General features: G+C 34.7%; 14 protein-coding genes and 1 riboswitch. Of the genes, 5 read left to right on the top strand and 9 right to left on the bottom strand.

Annotated features, from left to right (window positions below; all coding sequences use genetic code 11):
* Positions 1 to 73: 73 nt before the first annotated feature.
* A complete protein-coding gene (locus CLOST_RS02285) occupies positions 74 to 2,062 on the bottom strand; it encodes an elongation factor G (RefSeq protein ID WP_013360654.1) in 1,989 nt (662 codons plus the stop codon).
* Positions 2,063 to 2,475: 413 nt separating this feature from the next.
* Between CLOST_RS02285 and CLOST_RS02280 the strand changes: the two genes are divergently transcribed.
* Entirely contained in the window at positions 2,476 to 3,660 is a 1,185-nt protein-coding gene (locus CLOST_RS02280; RefSeq protein WP_013360653.1) for a pyridoxal phosphate-dependent aminotransferase, read from the top strand.
* Positions 3,661 to 3,715: 55 nt separating this feature from the next.
* On the opposite strand, the gene gcvPB is transcribed toward CLOST_RS02280, so the two are convergent.
* The 5 genes from gcvPB to CLOST_RS02255 form a co-directional block, all read right to left on the bottom strand.
* Positions 3,716 to 5,173 (bottom strand): aminomethyl-transferring glycine dehydrogenase subunit GcvPB, encoded by a 1,458-nt coding sequence (gene gcvPB / locus CLOST_RS02275; protein ID WP_013360652.1) that lies wholly within the window; start codon positions 5,171 to 5,173, stop codon positions 3,716 to 3,718.
* Positions 5,170 to 6,513, bottom strand: a complete 1,344-nt coding sequence (gcvPA, locus tag CLOST_RS02270) for an aminomethyl-transferring glycine dehydrogenase subunit GcvPA (RefSeq protein WP_013360651.1) — start codon at positions 6,511 to 6,513, stop codon at positions 5,170 to 5,172. The genes gcvPB and gcvPA overlap by 4 nt, the downstream gene beginning before the upstream one ends.
* A gap of 3 nt (positions 6,514 to 6,516) precedes the next feature.
* On the bottom strand, positions 6,517 to 6,897 hold the full coding sequence (gene gcvH, locus CLOST_RS02265) for a glycine cleavage system protein GcvH (protein WP_013360650.1): 381 nt from the start codon (positions 6,895 to 6,897) through the stop codon (positions 6,517 to 6,519).
* A 111-nt stretch (positions 6,898 to 7,008) separates the two neighbouring features.
* Positions 7,009 to 8,106: a glycine cleavage system aminomethyltransferase GcvT gene (gcvT, locus tag CLOST_RS02260; protein ID WP_013360649.1), complete on the bottom strand. Its 1,098-nt coding sequence runs from the start codon at positions 8,104 to 8,106 to the stop codon at positions 7,009 to 7,011.
* A 185-nt stretch (positions 8,107 to 8,291) separates the two neighbouring features.
* Positions 8,292 to 8,394, bottom strand: a riboswitch (glycine riboswitch).
* Positions 8,395 to 8,527: 133 nt separating this feature from the next.
* Positions 8,528 to 8,827, bottom strand: coding sequence for a hypothetical protein (locus CLOST_RS02255; protein WP_013360647.1), 300 nt, complete (start codon positions 8,825 to 8,827; stop codon positions 8,528 to 8,530).
* Between the two features lie 257 nt (positions 8,828 to 9,084).
* On the opposite strand from CLOST_RS02255, the gene CLOST_RS02250 reads away from it, so the two are divergent.
* The 4 genes from CLOST_RS02250 to CLOST_RS13415 are packed head-to-tail and all read left to right on the top strand — an operon-like array spanning position 9,085 to position 12,926.
* Complete coding sequence (locus tag CLOST_RS02250; RefSeq protein WP_013360646.1) at positions 9,085 to 10,167, top strand: HlyD family secretion protein; 1,083 nt, start codon at positions 9,085 to 9,087, stop codon at positions 10,165 to 10,167.
* Positions 10,168 to 10,178: 11 nt separating this feature from the next.
* On the top strand, positions 10,179 to 11,327 hold the full coding sequence (locus CLOST_RS02245; protein ID WP_013360645.1) for an ABC transporter permease: 1,149 nt from the start codon (positions 10,179 to 10,181) through the stop codon (positions 11,325 to 11,327).
* Positions 11,320 to 12,423 carry an ABC transporter permease gene (locus CLOST_RS02240; protein ID WP_013360644.1) on the top strand — a complete coding sequence of 368 codons (1,104 nt, stop codon included), beginning with the start codon at positions 11,320 to 11,322 and terminating at the stop codon, positions 12,421 to 12,423. Before CLOST_RS02245 ends, CLOST_RS02240 begins: the two co-directional genes overlap by 8 nt.
* A gap of 5 nt (positions 12,424 to 12,428) precedes the next feature.
* Positions 12,429 to 12,926, top strand: a complete 498-nt coding sequence (locus CLOST_RS13415; RefSeq protein WP_013360643.1) for a MarR family winged helix-turn-helix transcriptional regulator — start codon at positions 12,429 to 12,431, stop codon at positions 12,924 to 12,926.
* A 152-nt stretch (positions 12,927 to 13,078) separates the two neighbouring features.
* On the opposite strand, the gene CLOST_RS02230 is transcribed toward CLOST_RS13415, so the two are convergent.
* From CLOST_RS02230 to leuB, 3 genes are all read right to left on the bottom strand, one after another.
* The gene (locus tag CLOST_RS02230) at positions 13,079 to 14,782 is read right to left on the bottom strand and encodes an MASE3 domain-containing protein (protein ID WP_013360642.1); all 1,704 of its coding nucleotides are present in this window, start codon (positions 14,780 to 14,782) and stop codon (positions 13,079 to 13,081) included.
* 238 nt (positions 14,783 to 15,020) lie between these two features.
* Positions 15,021 to 16,274, bottom strand: coding sequence for a serine hydroxymethyltransferase (locus CLOST_RS02225; protein WP_013360641.1), 1,254 nt, complete (start codon positions 16,272 to 16,274; stop codon positions 15,021 to 15,023).
* Positions 16,275 to 16,421: 147 nt separating this feature from the next.
* Positions 16,422 to 17,573 carry a 3-isopropylmalate dehydrogenase gene (leuB, locus tag CLOST_RS02220; protein WP_013360640.1) on the bottom strand — a complete coding sequence of 384 codons (1,152 nt, stop codon included), beginning with the start codon at positions 17,571 to 17,573 and terminating at the stop codon, positions 16,422 to 16,424.
* Between the last annotated feature and the right edge of the window lie 2 nt (positions 17,574 to 17,575).

Genomic DNA, 17,575 nt, shown 5'->3' with positions numbered 1-17,575 from the left:
TTTCACTATAATTAAACTTTCATAAGAATCTGTATTTCTCAAATCTATTCTAGTTTTCTATCTGAATATATTCTTAATGCTCTTCATTTTTTCTTTCTTCGATAATTTTCTGTGCTAACTGGCTAGGAACTTCATCGTATCTTTCAAATTCCATCTCAAAATAACCTTTTCCTTGAGTCATAGCCTTTAGGTCAATAGCGTACTTAAAGGTTTCTGATTGTGGAGCTTCTGCCATAATTAATTGTTTCGTCCCTTTGAAAGGCTCCATACCAAGTACCTTACCACGTTTCTTGTTGATATCTCCCATGATATCTCCCATAAATTCTTCAGGAACTACAATCTTAAGCTTCATTACTGGCTCTAGAAGTACTGGTTTAGCTTCTTCCATACCTTTTTTAAATGCCATATTAGCAGCTAGCTTAAAAGCCATCTCGGATGAATCAACATCATGGTATGAGCCATCATAAAGTACAGCCTTGATGTTTGTAACTGGGAAGCCTGCTAGTATTCCTTTTTCCATAGATTCTTTAAGTCCTTTTTCTACAGCTGGAATATAGGATTTTGGTACAGACCCTCCAAATATTTCCTCTGCAAACTCAAATGGCTCTGATGATGGACCAAATCTAATTTTAACATCTCCATACTGTCCATGCCCACCACTTTGTTTTTTGTGCTTGCCTTGGACATCGGATTTACCCTTTATAGTCTCTCTGTAAGGAACTTTTAAATCAAGTAGCTTAACCTCAACGCCAAATTTATCTTTTAATTTATCCTTTAATGAGTTAACGTGAATCTCACCTTGTACACCTAGAACAGTTTGCTTAGTCTCAGCATTTCTCTCCCATGTAAATGAAGGATCCTCTTCCATCAATCTTTGTAGTCCCGAAGAGATTTTTTCTTCATCCCCTTTATTAGTCGGCTCTACTGCAACAAGCATCTGAGGTTTTGGGAATACCAAATCATCATAGCTCTCGTGCCCTGATTTCGAAGATAGAGTTTCACCTGTGGAGCTATCTTGAAGCTTTGTAAAAGCAACGATATCTCCAGCCCTTGCTTCGGACATTTCTTTATATTCTCCATTAACTAAGGTAAACACCTTAGGAATTCTCTCTTTGTGGCCTTTCTTAACATTATAAAGCTCAGATTCTGGCTTTAAATGTCCTTCGTGAATTTTAACAAAAGATATCTTTCCAACAAATGAGTCAACTATAGTTTTGAAAATTTGACCTGCAAACACATCGGATTCTTTTATATCTTTTTCATCTAGTGGTGATGGAAGATAATCCCATATCATATCTAGTAGAGTATGAACTCCGATATTTTTAGCTGTTGAGCCGCAAAGTACAGGAATTACATCTCCTTCTAATACACCTTTTCTAAGTCCTTTGTGTATCTCCTCAGTTGTAAACTCCTCACCAGCAAAATATTTTTCCATAAGTGCTTCATCGGATTCAGCAACTGATTCCATAAGCATTTCTCTTACTGGAGCTATTATATCATCCATATCAGTTGGCATATCTACATTTACACACTCTTTACCATTATATTCTCTTGCAAACATATCAACTACATTTATAAAGCCCTTAAAAGCTTCTGCTTTACCCCAAGGTACATGAAATGGAGCAATCTTTTTGCCATAGCGTTCTCTTAATTGGTCTAAAATCTTGTCGTAATCGGATTTTTCACTATCGATTTTATTTACAAAAATAAAACGTGGAGTTTGGTATTCATCTGTAATTTCTAAAGCCTTATCGGTTCCAACTTGTAAATCTGTGGTTCCATCTACTACTATAATTGTGCCTGAAGCTGCTGCCATAGCAGACACAACCTCTCCATCAAAATCAAAATAACCAGGAGTATCTAAAAAATTGTACTTGTGATCATTCCACTCTAGTGAGTGTAGATTCATAGAAGAAGTTAGCTTGGCTTCATCAGTTGGTTTAGAAATCCTATTTGTAAGCTTGACAGTATAGTGAACTGCCTCCATCAAATTTGATTTCCCTGACCCACTATGTCCAAGGATTGCAATGTTTCTGATCTTGTCACTCTCGTAAACCCTCATAATACATTCTCCCCTCTTTATGATTAAATCTGTCCATTGACAGAATATTTAATCATTTTGCGTTAAATTTTTTAAAATTCAAACAATTTTACTTCTTGAAGATAATTATATCCATATATTGCTATAAAATCAACAACTTTGCAAAAAAGTAGGACCCTCGGGGAAAGGGTCCTAAATGGGGGGTTATTTTATGGGCTAGATAACATCATCATCAAGATTTGTTATCTTATTTTAATATATACCATTTTAGTATTAATTGAAACACTTTTTTTTAAAATTACATAAAAAAATTCATTTTTATAATCTCATGGATTTAATAATGCTTATTTGTTATAATAAACTTACTTAATAATAAAAATATTCTAAATTATATGCATTTCGTATTATATTACATATTACAAAGGAGAGATAAAATGATTTCTAACAAAATGCAGTCACTCGTTGCAAATAGCTCTGTAATTCGTGCTATGTTTGATGAAGGAAAACGATTGTCAAAAATTTATGGTGAGGAAAATGTTTTTGATTTCAGTTTAGGAAATCCTAATGTTGAGCCTCCAGAAGTTATAAAAGAATCTATAAAAGATATATTAGACAATGAAGTAGCTACCTATGTTCATGGCTATATGAACAACTCCGGCTTTGAAGATGTAAGAACTACAATTGCTGAGCATGAATCAAAAAAACACGGTATGAATATCAGCTTTGAAAGCATTGTAATGACAGTTGGTGCAGCTGGAGGACTAAATATAATTTTTAAAACTCTTCTAAACCCTGGCGATGAAGTAATTACATTTGCTCCATTTTTTGGAGAATATAGAGCATATTCAGCTAACTACGATGCAAATCTAGTTGTAGTTGAGCCTGATATAGATACTTTTGAGCCTAATATTGAAGCTCTCAAATCTGCTATTACGCCAAAAACTAAAATAGTTATAGTAAACTCACCAAACAACCCTACTGGAGTAATTTATTCTGATGCGGCTCTTACAAAGCTTGCCGAAGTGCTTAAGCAAAAAGAAGAAGAGCTTGGCATTGATATTTTCCTAATATCAGATGAGCCATACAGAGAAATCGTATATGATAATGCTGAGGTTCCATGTCTTCTAAAATACTATAAAAATACCATCATAGGCTACTCATACAGCAAATCTTTATCACTTCCTGGCGAGCGTATAGGCTATCTAGTAGTTCATCCTGAGATTGCTGATTTTAGTGATGTTATGGGTTCTCTAAACGTTGCTAACCGTATTCTTGGCTTTGTAAATGCACCATCACTTTTCCAAAGAGTAGTTGCAAAGAACTTAAATGCCGAGGTAGATGTTAATGTATACAAGAAAAATAGAGATGCCCTTTACAATCACCTAGTAAGTATAGGTTTTGAATGTGTAAAGCCGCAGGGTGCATTTTATTTGTTCCCAAGATCTCCTATTGCTGATGATAAAAAATTCTGTGAAGATGCTAAACAGTTTAATCTTCTTTTAGTTCCAGGCTCTGCATTTGGATGTCCAGGACATTTTAGATTATCTTATTGTATATCTTATGAAAAAATAATAAATTCTCTACCAGCATTTGATAAACTAATCGCATTATATAAATAATCTCCATAAAAATAAGACCTCTGCTATTAAGGTCTTATTTTTTTATTTGAACTTATTATAAAGAAGGTTTGTAAGTTAATACTGGCTTTCTTGCTGCCAGTGCCTCATCTATTCGACTAGCTGGCGAATGATGAGGTGCTGTTTTAAATATCTCTGGATTTTCTTTTGCTTCTTTAGCAATTTGCTTCATGGCATTTATAAACTCATCCATAGTTTGCTTGCTTTCTGTTTCTGTAGGCTCTATCATTATTGCACTGTCTACTATTAGAGGGAAGTATACTGTAGGCGGATGGAAGCCATAGTCAATAATTCTCTTTGCAATTTCTAAAGTAGTAATCCCTGTTGATTTATCTTTGATTCCAGCAAAAATAGCTTCATGCTTGCAAAGCTTATCTACAGCTAGCTGATAATCATCTTTTAGCATTTGTCTCATATAATTTGCATTAATAACTGCATTTTCCGATACAGCTCTTAGCCCATCTGCTCCCATACTCAGGATATATACATAAGCTCTAAGAAGAATACCAAAATTCCCATAAAAACTTTTAATCGATCCTATGCTGTCTTTTTTGTCATAGTTTAGAATATACTTATCGTCTACTTTTTCAACTTTAGGAACTGGCAAGAATTCAGCAAGATGTTTTTTTACTCCCACTGGTCCACTTCCTGGTCCCCCACTTCCATGAGGTGTAGAAAATGTTTTGTGAAGATTAAGATGGCACACATCAAAGCCCATATCTCCAGGTCTTACTATCCCCATGATAGCATTCATGTTTGCTCCATCGTAGTATAGTAGTCCTCCTGATGCATGCACTAGGGAAGCCACTTCTTCTATTTGAGTTTCAAAGAAACCAAGTGTACTTGGATTAGTAAGCATAAATCCAGCTATCTCATCACTTAGTACAGCTTTTAATTTTTCTATATCTATACTGCCATCTGCATTTGTTTCTAGCTCTATAACTTCAAATCCAGCAACATTAGCGCTCGCAGGATTAGTACCATGAGCAGAGTCAGGAACTATTATTTTAGTTCTTTTTTCGTCACCTCTATGCATATGGTAGGCTTTTATAAGCATAAGCCCTGTCCATTCTCCATGAGCTCCAGCAGCTGGCTGAAGAGTAAATTCATCCATTCCAGTTATTTCAGATAGCATATTTGCTAGGTTGTACATTATTTCTAGCTCTCCCTGAACTGTTTCTACTGGAGAAAGTGGATGTACCCCTGAAAATTTATCATTTGCTGCTATTTCTTCATTAATTTTAGGGTTGTACTTCATGGTGCAAGAGCCAAGTGGATAGAATCCAGCATCCAAACTGTAATTTTTCTTTGATAAATTAGTATAGTGCCTCACAGCATCGAGCTGACTTACTTCTGGAAGATTGGCTGATTTTTCTCTTAAATACTCTTTCGGAATGAGAGAATCTTCAAAAGCAAAATCTATATCAAGCTCAGGAAAATCAATAGCTTTTCTTCCATGAGCAGATAGTTCAAATATCATTTTATCGTAGCTCATCTTACACCTCCTATTACACTTACTAATTTATCGATTTCTTCCTTAGTTCTTTTTTCAGTTACTGCTATCAAGATAGCATTTTCAAGCCCATAATCTGTACTCGAAAGACTATATCCACCTAAAATTCCAGCTTCAAGCAAAGCCTGAAGTACTTTTTCTGAAGAAGCTTTAGTTTTTATTGCAAACTCCTTAAATATAGGTCCTTCAAAAAGAGCCTGCACATTCTCTAGCTTTTGTAGCTCCTTGTAAGCATAGTTTGCTTTATTAAGGCATGATTTTGCTACTTCTTTAATACCTTCTTTTCCTACTACAGCCAAATACATCCCTGCTCTTATTGCATTTAGAGTCTGGTCGGAGCAGATATTGGATGTTGCATCCTGCCTTCTTATATGCTGCTCTCTGGCTTGAAGTGTGAGTACAAAAGCACGGTTTCCATTTGAATCTACGCTTTGTCCCACTATTCTTCCAGGCATCTTGCGAAGCAGTTTATCCTTTACATTTATAAATCCAAGAGTAGGTCCACCAAAATTAAGTGGAAGTCCTAGATCTTGTCCGTCTCCTAGCGCCATATCTGCACCTAGCTCACCTGGCGATTTAAGAAGCCCAAGAGCAATAGGGTCTGTATACAGCATCATCAAAGATTTATTTTCATGAATTATAGGTTCATACTTACTTATATCTTCAATTATTCCGAAAAAATTCGGATATTGGAGCAGTACTCCTGCAGTGTCCTTGTCTAGCTTAGATTTTAGGTCATCAATGTCGGTTTGACCCTCTATTGATGAAACTTCCACTACATCCATATTTCTATATTGGAAATAGGTTTTTAGCACAGCTCTAGTTTCAGGAGATACCGTGTTTGAAACCAGCACTTTTTTTCTTCTTGTGCTTACGCAGGCAAGTACACTAGCCTCTGCCGCTGCAGTTGCTCCATCGTAAAGAGAAATATTAGATACATCCATTCCAGTAAGCTCACATATCATGCTCTGATATTCAAAAGCTGCTTGAAGTGAGCCTTGACTTATCTCAGGCTGATAAGGGGTGTATGAAGTAAAAAATTCTGCTCTTGATATTAGCTGTGGAATTACTGATGGAATATAGTGGTCATAGATACCCGCTCCTAGAAAACACACCTTATCCTCTATACTTGTATTTTTTGAAGCTATGTCCTTAAAATGCTTTCTGATTTCAAATTCTGATAGCGAATCCGAAAGATTTAGTTTCCTTGAAAGCTTTAAGCTAGCTGGAATATCTTCAAAGAGCTCCTCTGTAGATTTAACCCCTATGGTATCTAGCATAGCTTTTATTTCTTGCTCGGTATTAGGAAGATATGGATGCATTTATTATGCCTCCTTTTCATACATAGCAATATATTCGCTCTCACTCATAAGCTCATAGCTTTCTATACTATTCTCTAATTCTACTGCCATAATCCAAATATCATTGGCATCTTGGTTTATTTTTTCTGGCTCATCACTTAGTGCTTCATTTACTTCTACTACCTTTCCATCTACTGGCATAAAAATGTCAGAAGCTGCTTTTACAGATTCAACCACGCTAAATACATCTCCCAAGCTAAATTCACTGTCTACTTCTGGTAGCTCAACATACACAATTTCTCCAAGAGCCTTCTGTGCATAATCAGTGATTCCTATATAAGCTACATTTCCTTCTACCTTTATCCACTCATGATCCTTTGTAAAATACACCTTGCTAGTTGACATATCAACATCTCCTCACATATAAATTTGAATTAAATACCTATAAATCAATATTCATTTTATTAAGAAACTAAATAAAATTTACGTCATATTTATAAAATGCCTAAATTATACCTATTTTTTATAAAAATTTCTGCTTACTATCTTCGCTGGCACCTTTTTATTTCTAATATCTATATAAATCTCATTGCCTAGTGCTACATACTGGGCATCAATTAGTGCAAGCCCTATGCTTTTTTGAAGAGTAGGTGACTGATAGCCTGTAGTAACTATTCCTATTTTGTCATTTTCGAGATAAACCTCATAACCATGTCTTGAAATTCTCTTGTCCAAAAGCTCAAAACCGACTATCTTTCTTTTTAAACCTTCTGATTTTTGAGCCTTGAGAGCTTCCTTTCCTATAAAATCGTCCTTATCGAGCTTTACAAAATATCCATAGCCGGCTTCTATAGGTGTAATTTCATCTGAAAGCTCGTTACCATATAGCGGAAGATTTGCTTCAAATCTTAAAGTGTCTCTAGCTCCTAGCCCTATTGGAAGAATGTCTTCTTCTGGGCTTTCATCTAGAATTAGCTTCCATAGCTTCACAGAATCTTTAGCTTCACAGTAAATTTCAAACCCATCCTCGCCTGTGTAGCCTGTTCTAGAAACTATAGTATTAATACCTTTTATATCAACATTTCTAAGAGCATAAAAAAACTTAATCTCGCTTAAATCTGTATCAGTAAATTTTTGAAGTATAGCTTCTGCCTTTGGTCCTTGAACAGCAACCTGTCCTATGTTATCTGATATGTTGTTTATATTTACCTCATATCCAGTAGTATGATTTACTATCCATTCGTAGTCTTTAGAAATATTGCCAGCGTTCACTACTAGCATAAAATCATCCTGAGAAAATTTATAAACTAAAATATCGTCTACAACAGTTCCATTTTCATAACACATAAAGCTATATAGAATTTGATTATCCTCTAATTTACTTATATCATTAGTACAGATTTTCTGGCAAAACTCCTCTGCATCTTTACCTTTTACTTCTATTTCGCCCATATGAGACACATCAAATATTCCAGCAGAGGTTCTTACCATTTTGTGTTCCTCAGTAATCCCTTTGAATTCTATGGGCATCTCCCAGCCTGCAAATGGTACAATTTTAGGGTCATAATTGCCATACACCTCAAATAGTGGTGTTCTTTTAAGTCTTTCAGTCACAAATTTTCCCTCCTCATTCTATTAATAACCTGCATTAAAAAAATTTCGCCCAATAAAAAAGAGAATATAAAGACACTAAAAAAGCATCTCCATATTCTCTGTTTTTTTCACCTGAGAGATTCTATCACATAATATCTGCGATATTGCTCCTACGGATATCCTATAACGGGATATTTCCAGAGTTCCATCAGTTACCGGTCCTGTTGCCTGAAAGCTTCTACATATAGGCTGGATGAGCATATAGTATTTCTTCTTCGGCTCTCATAAGAGATCTCCCGATAACCTCAATTGGTAAATATTATCTTTATGGAATCGTATTATACTCTGGTTTTAAAAAATTTGCAAGCCATTTTAAAAATTTTCTGATTATAACTATCCAATTAATTGTGTAATGATTGTAACTACATAATTATATAAATGACTATCCTTTTAATATATGATATGGTATAAATTTGGTGTCATTCACCTCTTTATTGTGTATAAAAATTATCAAACACTCTCTACTTTCGAAGACTCCATAAGTTAGATTTTCCTTAGCTGTTTCTAGCTTACTTGCGTACTCTTGAGCTGATTTATAAAGATGATATGCAACTAGCTCCGGGTGGGTTCTAAAAAGGTATTCTTTAGCCTCTTTAAGACAGGCGTGTGGACCATATTGTCCTGTGATTACTATATCGTACTTTTCTATAGCCTCATCAGCAATCTTATTCATGTTAATCATAATTCTTCCTCCCGAAATTGTTATTTTTTTATCTATTTATATATATTATACCCCTATTTTAAATTTTAATCGATATATTTTTAACAATTTTACAAACTTAATCTTTCTTACAATTCTGTTATATTAGTTCAAAAATATTTTTAGTAAATATATTAACTTTTTTTAGTAAATATATTTACTATTTTATTGATTAGGATTATAATACTCTTCGTAGTTTAATTTCGCTTTAATACATTTAATAAAAGGAGAGTTCTATAATGACTAAACAATTTACACTTACGAGAAAGTTACTTGTATTCTTTATAATTTCGTCGCTATTATTATCCTCAGTGCTTACTGGATGCACTACTTCATCAGCCGAGGATTTAAACCTTCTTCAAGGAAATCTCGAAGCTGAGGATGTGGATATAAACACAAAAATTCCTGGCAAGATACTTACAATTGAGGTCGAAGAAGGACAATATATAGAAAAGGATGATGTAATTGCAACTATAGATGCTAAGGATTTAGCCGCAAAGCGAGAGGGTTTAGTTGCTCAGGCTAACGCAGCGCTTGCTGCAGTTGATATTGCAAAAGCTCAACAGCAAGCTGCTGAGGGACAATTAGAAGCTGCTAAAGCTCTTTTATCAAAAGCTCAAAATGGAGCCAGAAGCGAAGATATTCAAAAAGCTCAAGCAAATTACGACATTATGAAAAAAAGTTATGATAGAATTCTTGCTCTATATGAAGAAGGAGCAGTTGCTTTAGCCCAGCTAGATGAAATAGAAACCAAGCTCAAAGTAGCTGAGCAAGATTTAAGCATTGCAAAAAGTGGAGCAAGAGCTGAAGATATAGAAGCTGCAAAAGGTCAAGTTGCCGCTGCACAAGGACAAGTAGCCGCTGCTGCTGGAAGCGTTATTGCTGCAAATGAAAAATATACTCAGGCAACTGCAGGAATTACTGAAGTAGATACTTATATAACAGATGCTGCAATTAGAAGCCCTCTTTCTGGCTATGTAACTAGTCTAAACTGCTCTGCTGGAGAAATGCTTTCAACTGGTATGAACCTAGCAACTATAACAAATCTAGACAAAATAACTTTAACAGTTAATGCAGATGAAACTCTCCTTCCAAAATTCAAGGAAAACCAAGCAGTGAAAGTTTCAGTCCTTAGCTACAAGGATGAGGAGTTTAATGGAAAAATAGTGCAGATTAATAAAAAACCAGATTTCGCAATCAAAAAAGCCAGCAATGAAAATGGAGATTTCGATTTAATAACCTATGGAATAAAAATAGAAATTGAAAATAAAGACCAAAAATTAAGACCTGGTATGACAGCATTTATAAACATTGAAGAATAGAAGGGTTTCGTATGAATATAAACTTTAAAAAATATATAGCTCCCTTGATACTCATACTTATCTTTCCAAATCTAGTTAACATTCTCACTTGTTACTCTATGAAGGAAAAACAGCTAAGGTACATTCCCAGCGCTGTATATCTTGGAGACAATACAAGTATGACAAGGGATATAGTAAGAAATCTTAAAAGCAGTGAAACATTTGATGTGCAGTATATAGTAGACGACCCGAATGAAGTTGAAGCTTTGATGAGAGATGGAAAAATCCTATTTGGATTAATCATCCCTCAAAACTTTACTAATGATATCAAAAACTTCAAATCTCCTAAGCTTACTACTGTAATAGATGGAACTCAGTTATCCCCAGCTTCCTTTACAAAAATAGCTTCCTCTGAGCTACTTATGACTATAAAAGCTGGAGCAATGATGAGTACCTATCAAGGAAAGCTCAGTATGTCAGAAACTGAGGCTCTAAACACGGCCATGCCTATTAACATAGTAAATAGATTAATAGGTAATCCAACCAGAAATTATATTAATTTTTTGCTTCCAGGTATGATGCTAGCAATAGTACAGGTTGCTGTAGCAATGAATGCAGCTTCTTCTAAAATTGTAAAAAAATCATCTGGAATTATTGATTTTTTCAAAAATGTAATGAAAAATTTAATTGACTATGGAATTTTGGGAATAGTTTCAGCAGTTTTAGTATTAGCAGTTCAGCATTATATTTTTGATGTTCCAATAAAGGCATCTTACACTAGCGTTCTATTGCTACTTATAGTTTTTATGCTAGCCGTAGTATCTATGAGCCTTCTTATAGCTAGTATTTTTTCAAAAAAACAAGTATTTGCAACTCAAGTAGCTGCAGTGTGGTTCATCCCTAGCTCTATACTTTCGGGCTACTCATGGCCACTTATCTCCATGCCAGATTTTTTTAGACAGATAAGTAGCTTTATGCCCTACACTTATTTTGTAAGCACCCTTAGAAATCTTATGCTAAAAGGACATTCCTATGATTATACGAATAATATCGCTATGCTTCTTATTTTAACTCTAGGTTCCTTAATTCTTAGCTTAATTAGCTTTGTAATCAGAAAACAAATACTAAAAAGAAATATTACATTAAAATCTCTGTCAGGAAGGAAGGTTTTGCATGACTAATTTTATAAGCGAATTAAAAAAGTTTTTCACTGTACCTAAAAACCTTCTATTCATGATAGGAATACCCATGATTTTTACAGTTTTCTTTGGAAATGTATATAGAAATGACTATCTAAATACTATCCCTATCACAGTTTACGATATGGATAACAGCTCTCTTTCACGCTCATTAGTTGAGGAATTTGATAAAAATCCTCGTTATACCGTCGACTTTTATTCAGAAAATCTAGATGAAGTAAAGCAAGCTGTGGAGTCCACTCAAGTTTATATGGGAGTTATTATTCCTTCAGATTTTGAAAAGGATGTCAAATCCAAAAAAAGTTCGAAAGTAGCTTTGATAGTAGATGCAACCAATATGGCAGTTGCAAACAATGCCCTTGCTTCTGCTACTGAAATAATAAGCACTGTAAACGCTGGTGTGAATCTTCAGTTCCTAGAAGGAAAAAATGTTCCCCCATCACTTTCAAAACGTTACGTAAATATATTTGAAATGAATAATAGAACACTTTGGGATCCTAAGCTATCTTATAAATATTATGTAATGCCTGGTATGATTTTAGTTCTTGTTCAGCAACTATTTCTATCTATATTTGTCGTAAATGTAATAGAAGATAAGACCAATATATTTTATAAAATTTTAATCCACACTATAATATCCTCGCTTACATTCTTGATATGTACCAGCTTGCTCAAGCATGTGCTTGGAATAAATATAATAGGAAATATGCTCACATCTACTTTTCTATCTTTTATGTATCTGATATCATTAAGTAGCATAGCTTTAGTTCTTGCTCTTTCTATTTCCAGTCCATTAAGAGCTACTCAGCTTTGCATGCTATTATCTGTACCTAGCTTTTTAACTGCAGGCTATGTATGGCCAGTTATGAAAATGCCTCAGCTTAGTGTATATATTATCAAGGCACTATGGCCTCTTATTTATATGATAGCTCCACTTAGAGACTATCTAATCAAAGGCGCATTACCTTATTATTTTAAATCGAATATGCTTCAAATGACTATATTTGCTTGTATATGGTTTTTTATAGCTTTTTTAATTTCGAAAAAATCTAGGTCCTGCTTAGATGAGGAGGATTAACTATCATGTTCCAAGATTATGATTTTCAAGGATATATAGATGCTTACTCATTTATAGAGTTTTCATCAGGCCAGACTATAATAAATATATTAAAAACTGAACGAATCATGAGAATGGTATATGATAGATTATTTGAAAAATACAATATATCTGAGCCAAAATTCTTTGTTATCCTACTTCTTAGCATTCATGAAGCAGACGGGATGCCTCTTATAGAGCTTGGTAAAAATATGATGGTAAGCCGTGCAAACATGACCACCTTAATCGACCGTATGATAAAGGAAAACCTAGTAGAAAAACGAAAAAATGCAGATGATAAACGTTCTATAAAGGCTCATCTTACACCAAAGGGAAGACAGCTTTTTGACGAGATAAAAGACCTTCATATGGAGTTCAGTCAGCGCATGACTAAAGCTCTCACAGAAGAAGAAAGAGCCACTCTAAATAGTATCTTAAAAAAGCTTCAAGAGGATATCGTTCAGGATTTTTCAAAAACAAAATAATGTATGGATATTGCAATACAAAAAGACCCTCGATTTGATAATACTATCTCAAAAGTAAAAATGTAATTAAAAGTACATTATTTACTTTGAGATATCATATCGCTTTAGGGTCTTTTTTCTTGATAATATTGGTAATATTATACTGTATGATCCTATGGAGATATCTTTTCAATTACGCAATAGGTTATATCATCGTCTTGTCCAGAGTTATTAATATTTTGAACTATTTGTGATTTTAATTTGTTGTTTAGAATAAACGATGGACTAACTCCTATGCTGTCAATATATGCTAGTAAGCTATCTGCCCCCCAGAAATCTCCATCCTGCCTTCTCATTTCAGTAAGTCCATCTGTATGAATAAGCAATTTTTCTCCAAACTTAAGCTCTATCTCATAATCTTCAAAATTTGGTTCAAACACGTCTCCTAGCTTACATATAGGAAATCCACTTTCTATCTCTAAGAACCTTGGTTTTGAATCTTGAGAAATCAGTATAGGATTGCAATTTAGTCCAGCCGAAGACAAAATAACCTTGTTATCATTTTTATTATACATTCCATATAGCATAACTATGTGTATCTCGTCAGGAAAGTTTGACTTATTAAACAAGCTATAAAAATGATTAAGCACAGCTGCAGGAGAAAAAATAGAAGCCTCTTTATAGTTTATTCTCATGCTCTCCCCTATGCTTTGAGCAGCAAAGACTCCTAGCATAGCGGCTGCAACTCCGTGTCCTGATACATCCATAATGTAAAATCCAATATTTTCGTCATCTATGCTGAAATAATTTACATAATCACCACTGAGCTCCTCACATGGAAAAATTTCAAAATTAAATCTCAAATCATTAATAACTAAATCTTTCCTCGGAAACATAGCTTTTTGGATTTCACTGGTAGATGCCAAATCATCCTTAATCTTTGTGTTTATAAATTCAAGTTCTTTGTTCTGCTTGTATATTTTTGCAGTTTGCTCTTCCATAGCTATTGTCATATCGTTTATGTCCAAAGTAAGCATTTCCTTTTGTTCGAAAATCTGCTGGTAGGGTCTACGCACATTTTTTACAAATACTGCCCTAAAAATATACCCATAGGAAAGTATCTTAAAAATATGACCTGTTATATTTAAAGTATCGTAAACGTTGACATAGAGCATAAAACAAACCTCTGCAAATAGCCCTAGCATAAGACCTGATAGCATGTAAATATTTGCAGTAGTGTACTTACCTTCAGAACGATTTACATAAGCAAATATATCAATAATAAATATTGTCGTAATTATATATTCCCATATTACTTTGGTATTTGTTAATCCTTTTCCTTTGATAATAAGAGGTGGCATCTGCTCCACATAGGTTACACTTAGCAAAAACACAACTCCTACTACTAAAATCCCTACAATTATTGAATATCCTTTTTTAATAGAAGAAAGAGCATCTTTTTTAGTGGTATAAGCTATAAAAAGTCCTATTCCAAGTATAAACCTTGAGAAAATCCAAAAATATGTAGGCGTTTGAATATTTTCTGGAAACAAGCTATACATTCCGTTGTAAGTCAGCATGTGGAATATATCTAGTAGTCCTGTTATAAAAAAAGTATTCGCTAAAATTAGTGAATACCTTCTATAAAAAATATCATATGTAAAAAAGAGCACAACAAATATAGAAAATGAAATAAGAGCACTCGCTATTTCAGTAAAAACATGAAACATAAGGTAAGTGTCCTGAGATATCTTAATTTCCACAAATCTGTTTATAAAAATACTAAATAAGAAAATAACTACGCTACTTGCGACAACTGTAGATAAATAGCGAATTGTCTTTTCTGATTTATCACTAGAAGCAACTTGGCTTTGCATAAGTAGCCCTCACTTTATATGTAATTTTGCTTTATTATACCATAGAAGTATTGATTAAAATATTACAAAACAATAAACAAAACTCCCCCTACTCTAGCATATACAGCTAAAACAAGGAGAGTTTCAATTAAATATAATTTTTTTAATACATACTATTTATTTTTCTAATTATAGACACAGCAAATTTTTTAGTATTTAGGAGCAATCTATTAATTGTTCTTATGGGTGTATTTCATCTTTATTCAAACGAACCTGCTGGATATAAGGGAAAGTTTGCAATTAAATTTCTTGCTTCATCCTTACAGCTAGCTAAGTTGGCTTCGTCATGAGGAGCATCAGCAACCTTGTTCATAATATTAGCAATTTGCTTGATTTCTGCTTCTTTTAAACCTCTTTGCGTCACAGCTGTAAGGCCTATTCTCACTCCACTTGTCACAGCTGGGCTTTCTGGATCAAAAGGAATCATATTTTTATTTACTGTAATTCCTATAGAATCTAATGCTTCTTGAAATACCTGTCCTGTTATTTTCTTTCCTCTTAGGTCAGCTACGAGAAGGTGATTATCTGTCCCTCCACTTACTATCCTAAATCCATAGCTTTCAAGCTCTGATGCTAGGCACCTAGAATTTATAACTACTTGCTTCATTATAGCCTTAAACTCCTCAGAGCCTGCATACTTGAAGGACCAGGTTTTTGCTGCCATAGTATGAAGATGCATAGAGCCTAACGCGCCTGGAAAAGTTCCTTTATCAAGTAGCTTGGCATGTTGTTTTTTGCAAAACACCATTCCACTTCTAGCACTGCAAAATGTCTTTGTAGTAGATGAGGTTACAAAATCAGCATGGGGAATTGGACTAGGAATTACTTTAGCTGCAACAAGTCCAGCTATATGAGCCATATCCACCATAAAATAAGCATCATTCTCCTTTGCAATCTTTGCAATTCTTTCATAATCTATAAGCCTAGAATACGAGCTTCCACCTGCAATTATAAGCCTTGGCTTCAGTGCCTTTGCTTTTTCTTCTATATCTTCGTAATTTATCAGCTCTGTGTCCTTATCAATAGAATAAAATTCAAAATCATAAATTCTACTCACCCAGTTTGCTGGTGAGCCGTGTGTAAGGTGGCCGCCTTGGTCTAATCTCATGCTGAGCACCTTGTCTCCTGGCTTTAGTATAGCTGCAAACACGCTATAGTTTGCCGTAGAGCCTGAATAAGACTGAATGTTTACATGCTCTGCTCCAAATAATTCCTTGGCTCTTTCCCACGCTAACTCTTCTAGCTTATCAGCTAAATGTGAACCTGCCTGAAATCTTTTGCCAGGATATCCCTCTAGAGTTTTGTTTGTAAATACACTTCCTGAGAGCTCCATCACCGGAATAGGAACTGTGCTTTCTGATGCAATCATCTCTATATTTTGTTCTTGGCGCCAAAGCTCCTCATCCAAAATTTGAGCTAAAATAGGGTCTGTTTGCCTAGTGATTTCTAACATGTTAACCTCCTTGAGCAATTTATATATTACCTAATTATCTCAAATATTCAGAATTTTCGCCATACTAAAAAGCAGAATTAAAGATATATCCAGCTTTTTAGCATTACGGCTCTCATATACCAGTAATCCAAAAGTGCTAAAGGATTTCTAGAAGCTTGTATTATTCGCAAAAACTTTATTTTCAGCCTGTATCATATTAGTAATTAGACTTCCCATCTCTTTACATCCCATAATCATAGAGCTTACACTTTCTCTGCCTTCTTCTGATTTAATAATTTTATACGAGTCTTTTATATCATAGGTTCTATATCCTGATTCCAAAACCTTTGTGACGGCGTTTTCTATACATCTAGCTTCTTCGATTAGTCCAAAAGAATGTCTTAGCATCATGGCCGAGGACAATATAGCCGCAATTGGGTTTGCAGTGTTTTGCCCTGCAATATCAGGTGCTGAACCATGAATTGGTTCATACATTCCAAAGTTTCCTTCTCCTAGACTTGCTGAAGGCAGTAATCCTATAGAACCTGTAATCATACTAGCTTCGTCTGATAGTATATCTCCAAATATATTGGAGGTTACCATAACATCGAATTGCCTAGGGTCTTTTATAAGCTGCATAGCGGCATTATCAACATACATATGTGTAAGCTCTACTTCAGGATAATCATGAGAAACCTCAGTAACAACTCTGCGCCATAGTCTTGAGCTTTCCATGACATTGGCTTTATCTACGCTTACTACTCGCTTTTGACGGTTCATAGCAGAATCAAAAGCTCTTATAGCTATTCTCTTGACCTCGGCTTCACTGTAGGACTCTACATCATAAGCCTTCATCCCATTTTTACTGCCCTTCCAGCCTTTTTCTCCAAAATAAATTCCACCAGTAAGCTCTCTTACTATAAGTATATCTATGCCATCTCCTATTATCTCCTCTTTCAGAGGGCAAGCATTTTTCAGTGCCATATGAATTGTTGCTGGTCTTAAATTCGCATATAATCCAAGCTCTTCTCTTAGGCCAAGAAGTGCAGTTTCCGGTCTTGCTTCTCCGGAAAGGTCATCCCATTTCGGTCCACCTACTGCTCCGAGCAGTATGCTGTCACTAGCTCTGCATAGGTTTACCGTAGCCTCTGGAAGGCACTCTCCTGTTTCATCTATTGCTATTCCTCCAGCTAGAGCTTTATTGAATTCAAACTCATGTCCAAAAATCTCTCCTGTTTTTTCTAGTACCTCACATGCCGCTCTACACACCTCTGGTCCTATTCCGTCTCCTTCAATTACCGCTACCTTAAAGCTCCCCATAG

Source organism: Acetoanaerobium sticklandii (assembly GCF_000196455.1).
Classification (GTDB): Bacteria; Bacillota; Clostridia; order Peptostreptococcales; family Filifactoraceae; genus Acetoanaerobium; species Acetoanaerobium sticklandii.
The sequence above is the reverse complement of the archived record's forward strand: the minus strand, read 5'-3'. Positions and strand labels throughout refer to the sequence as shown.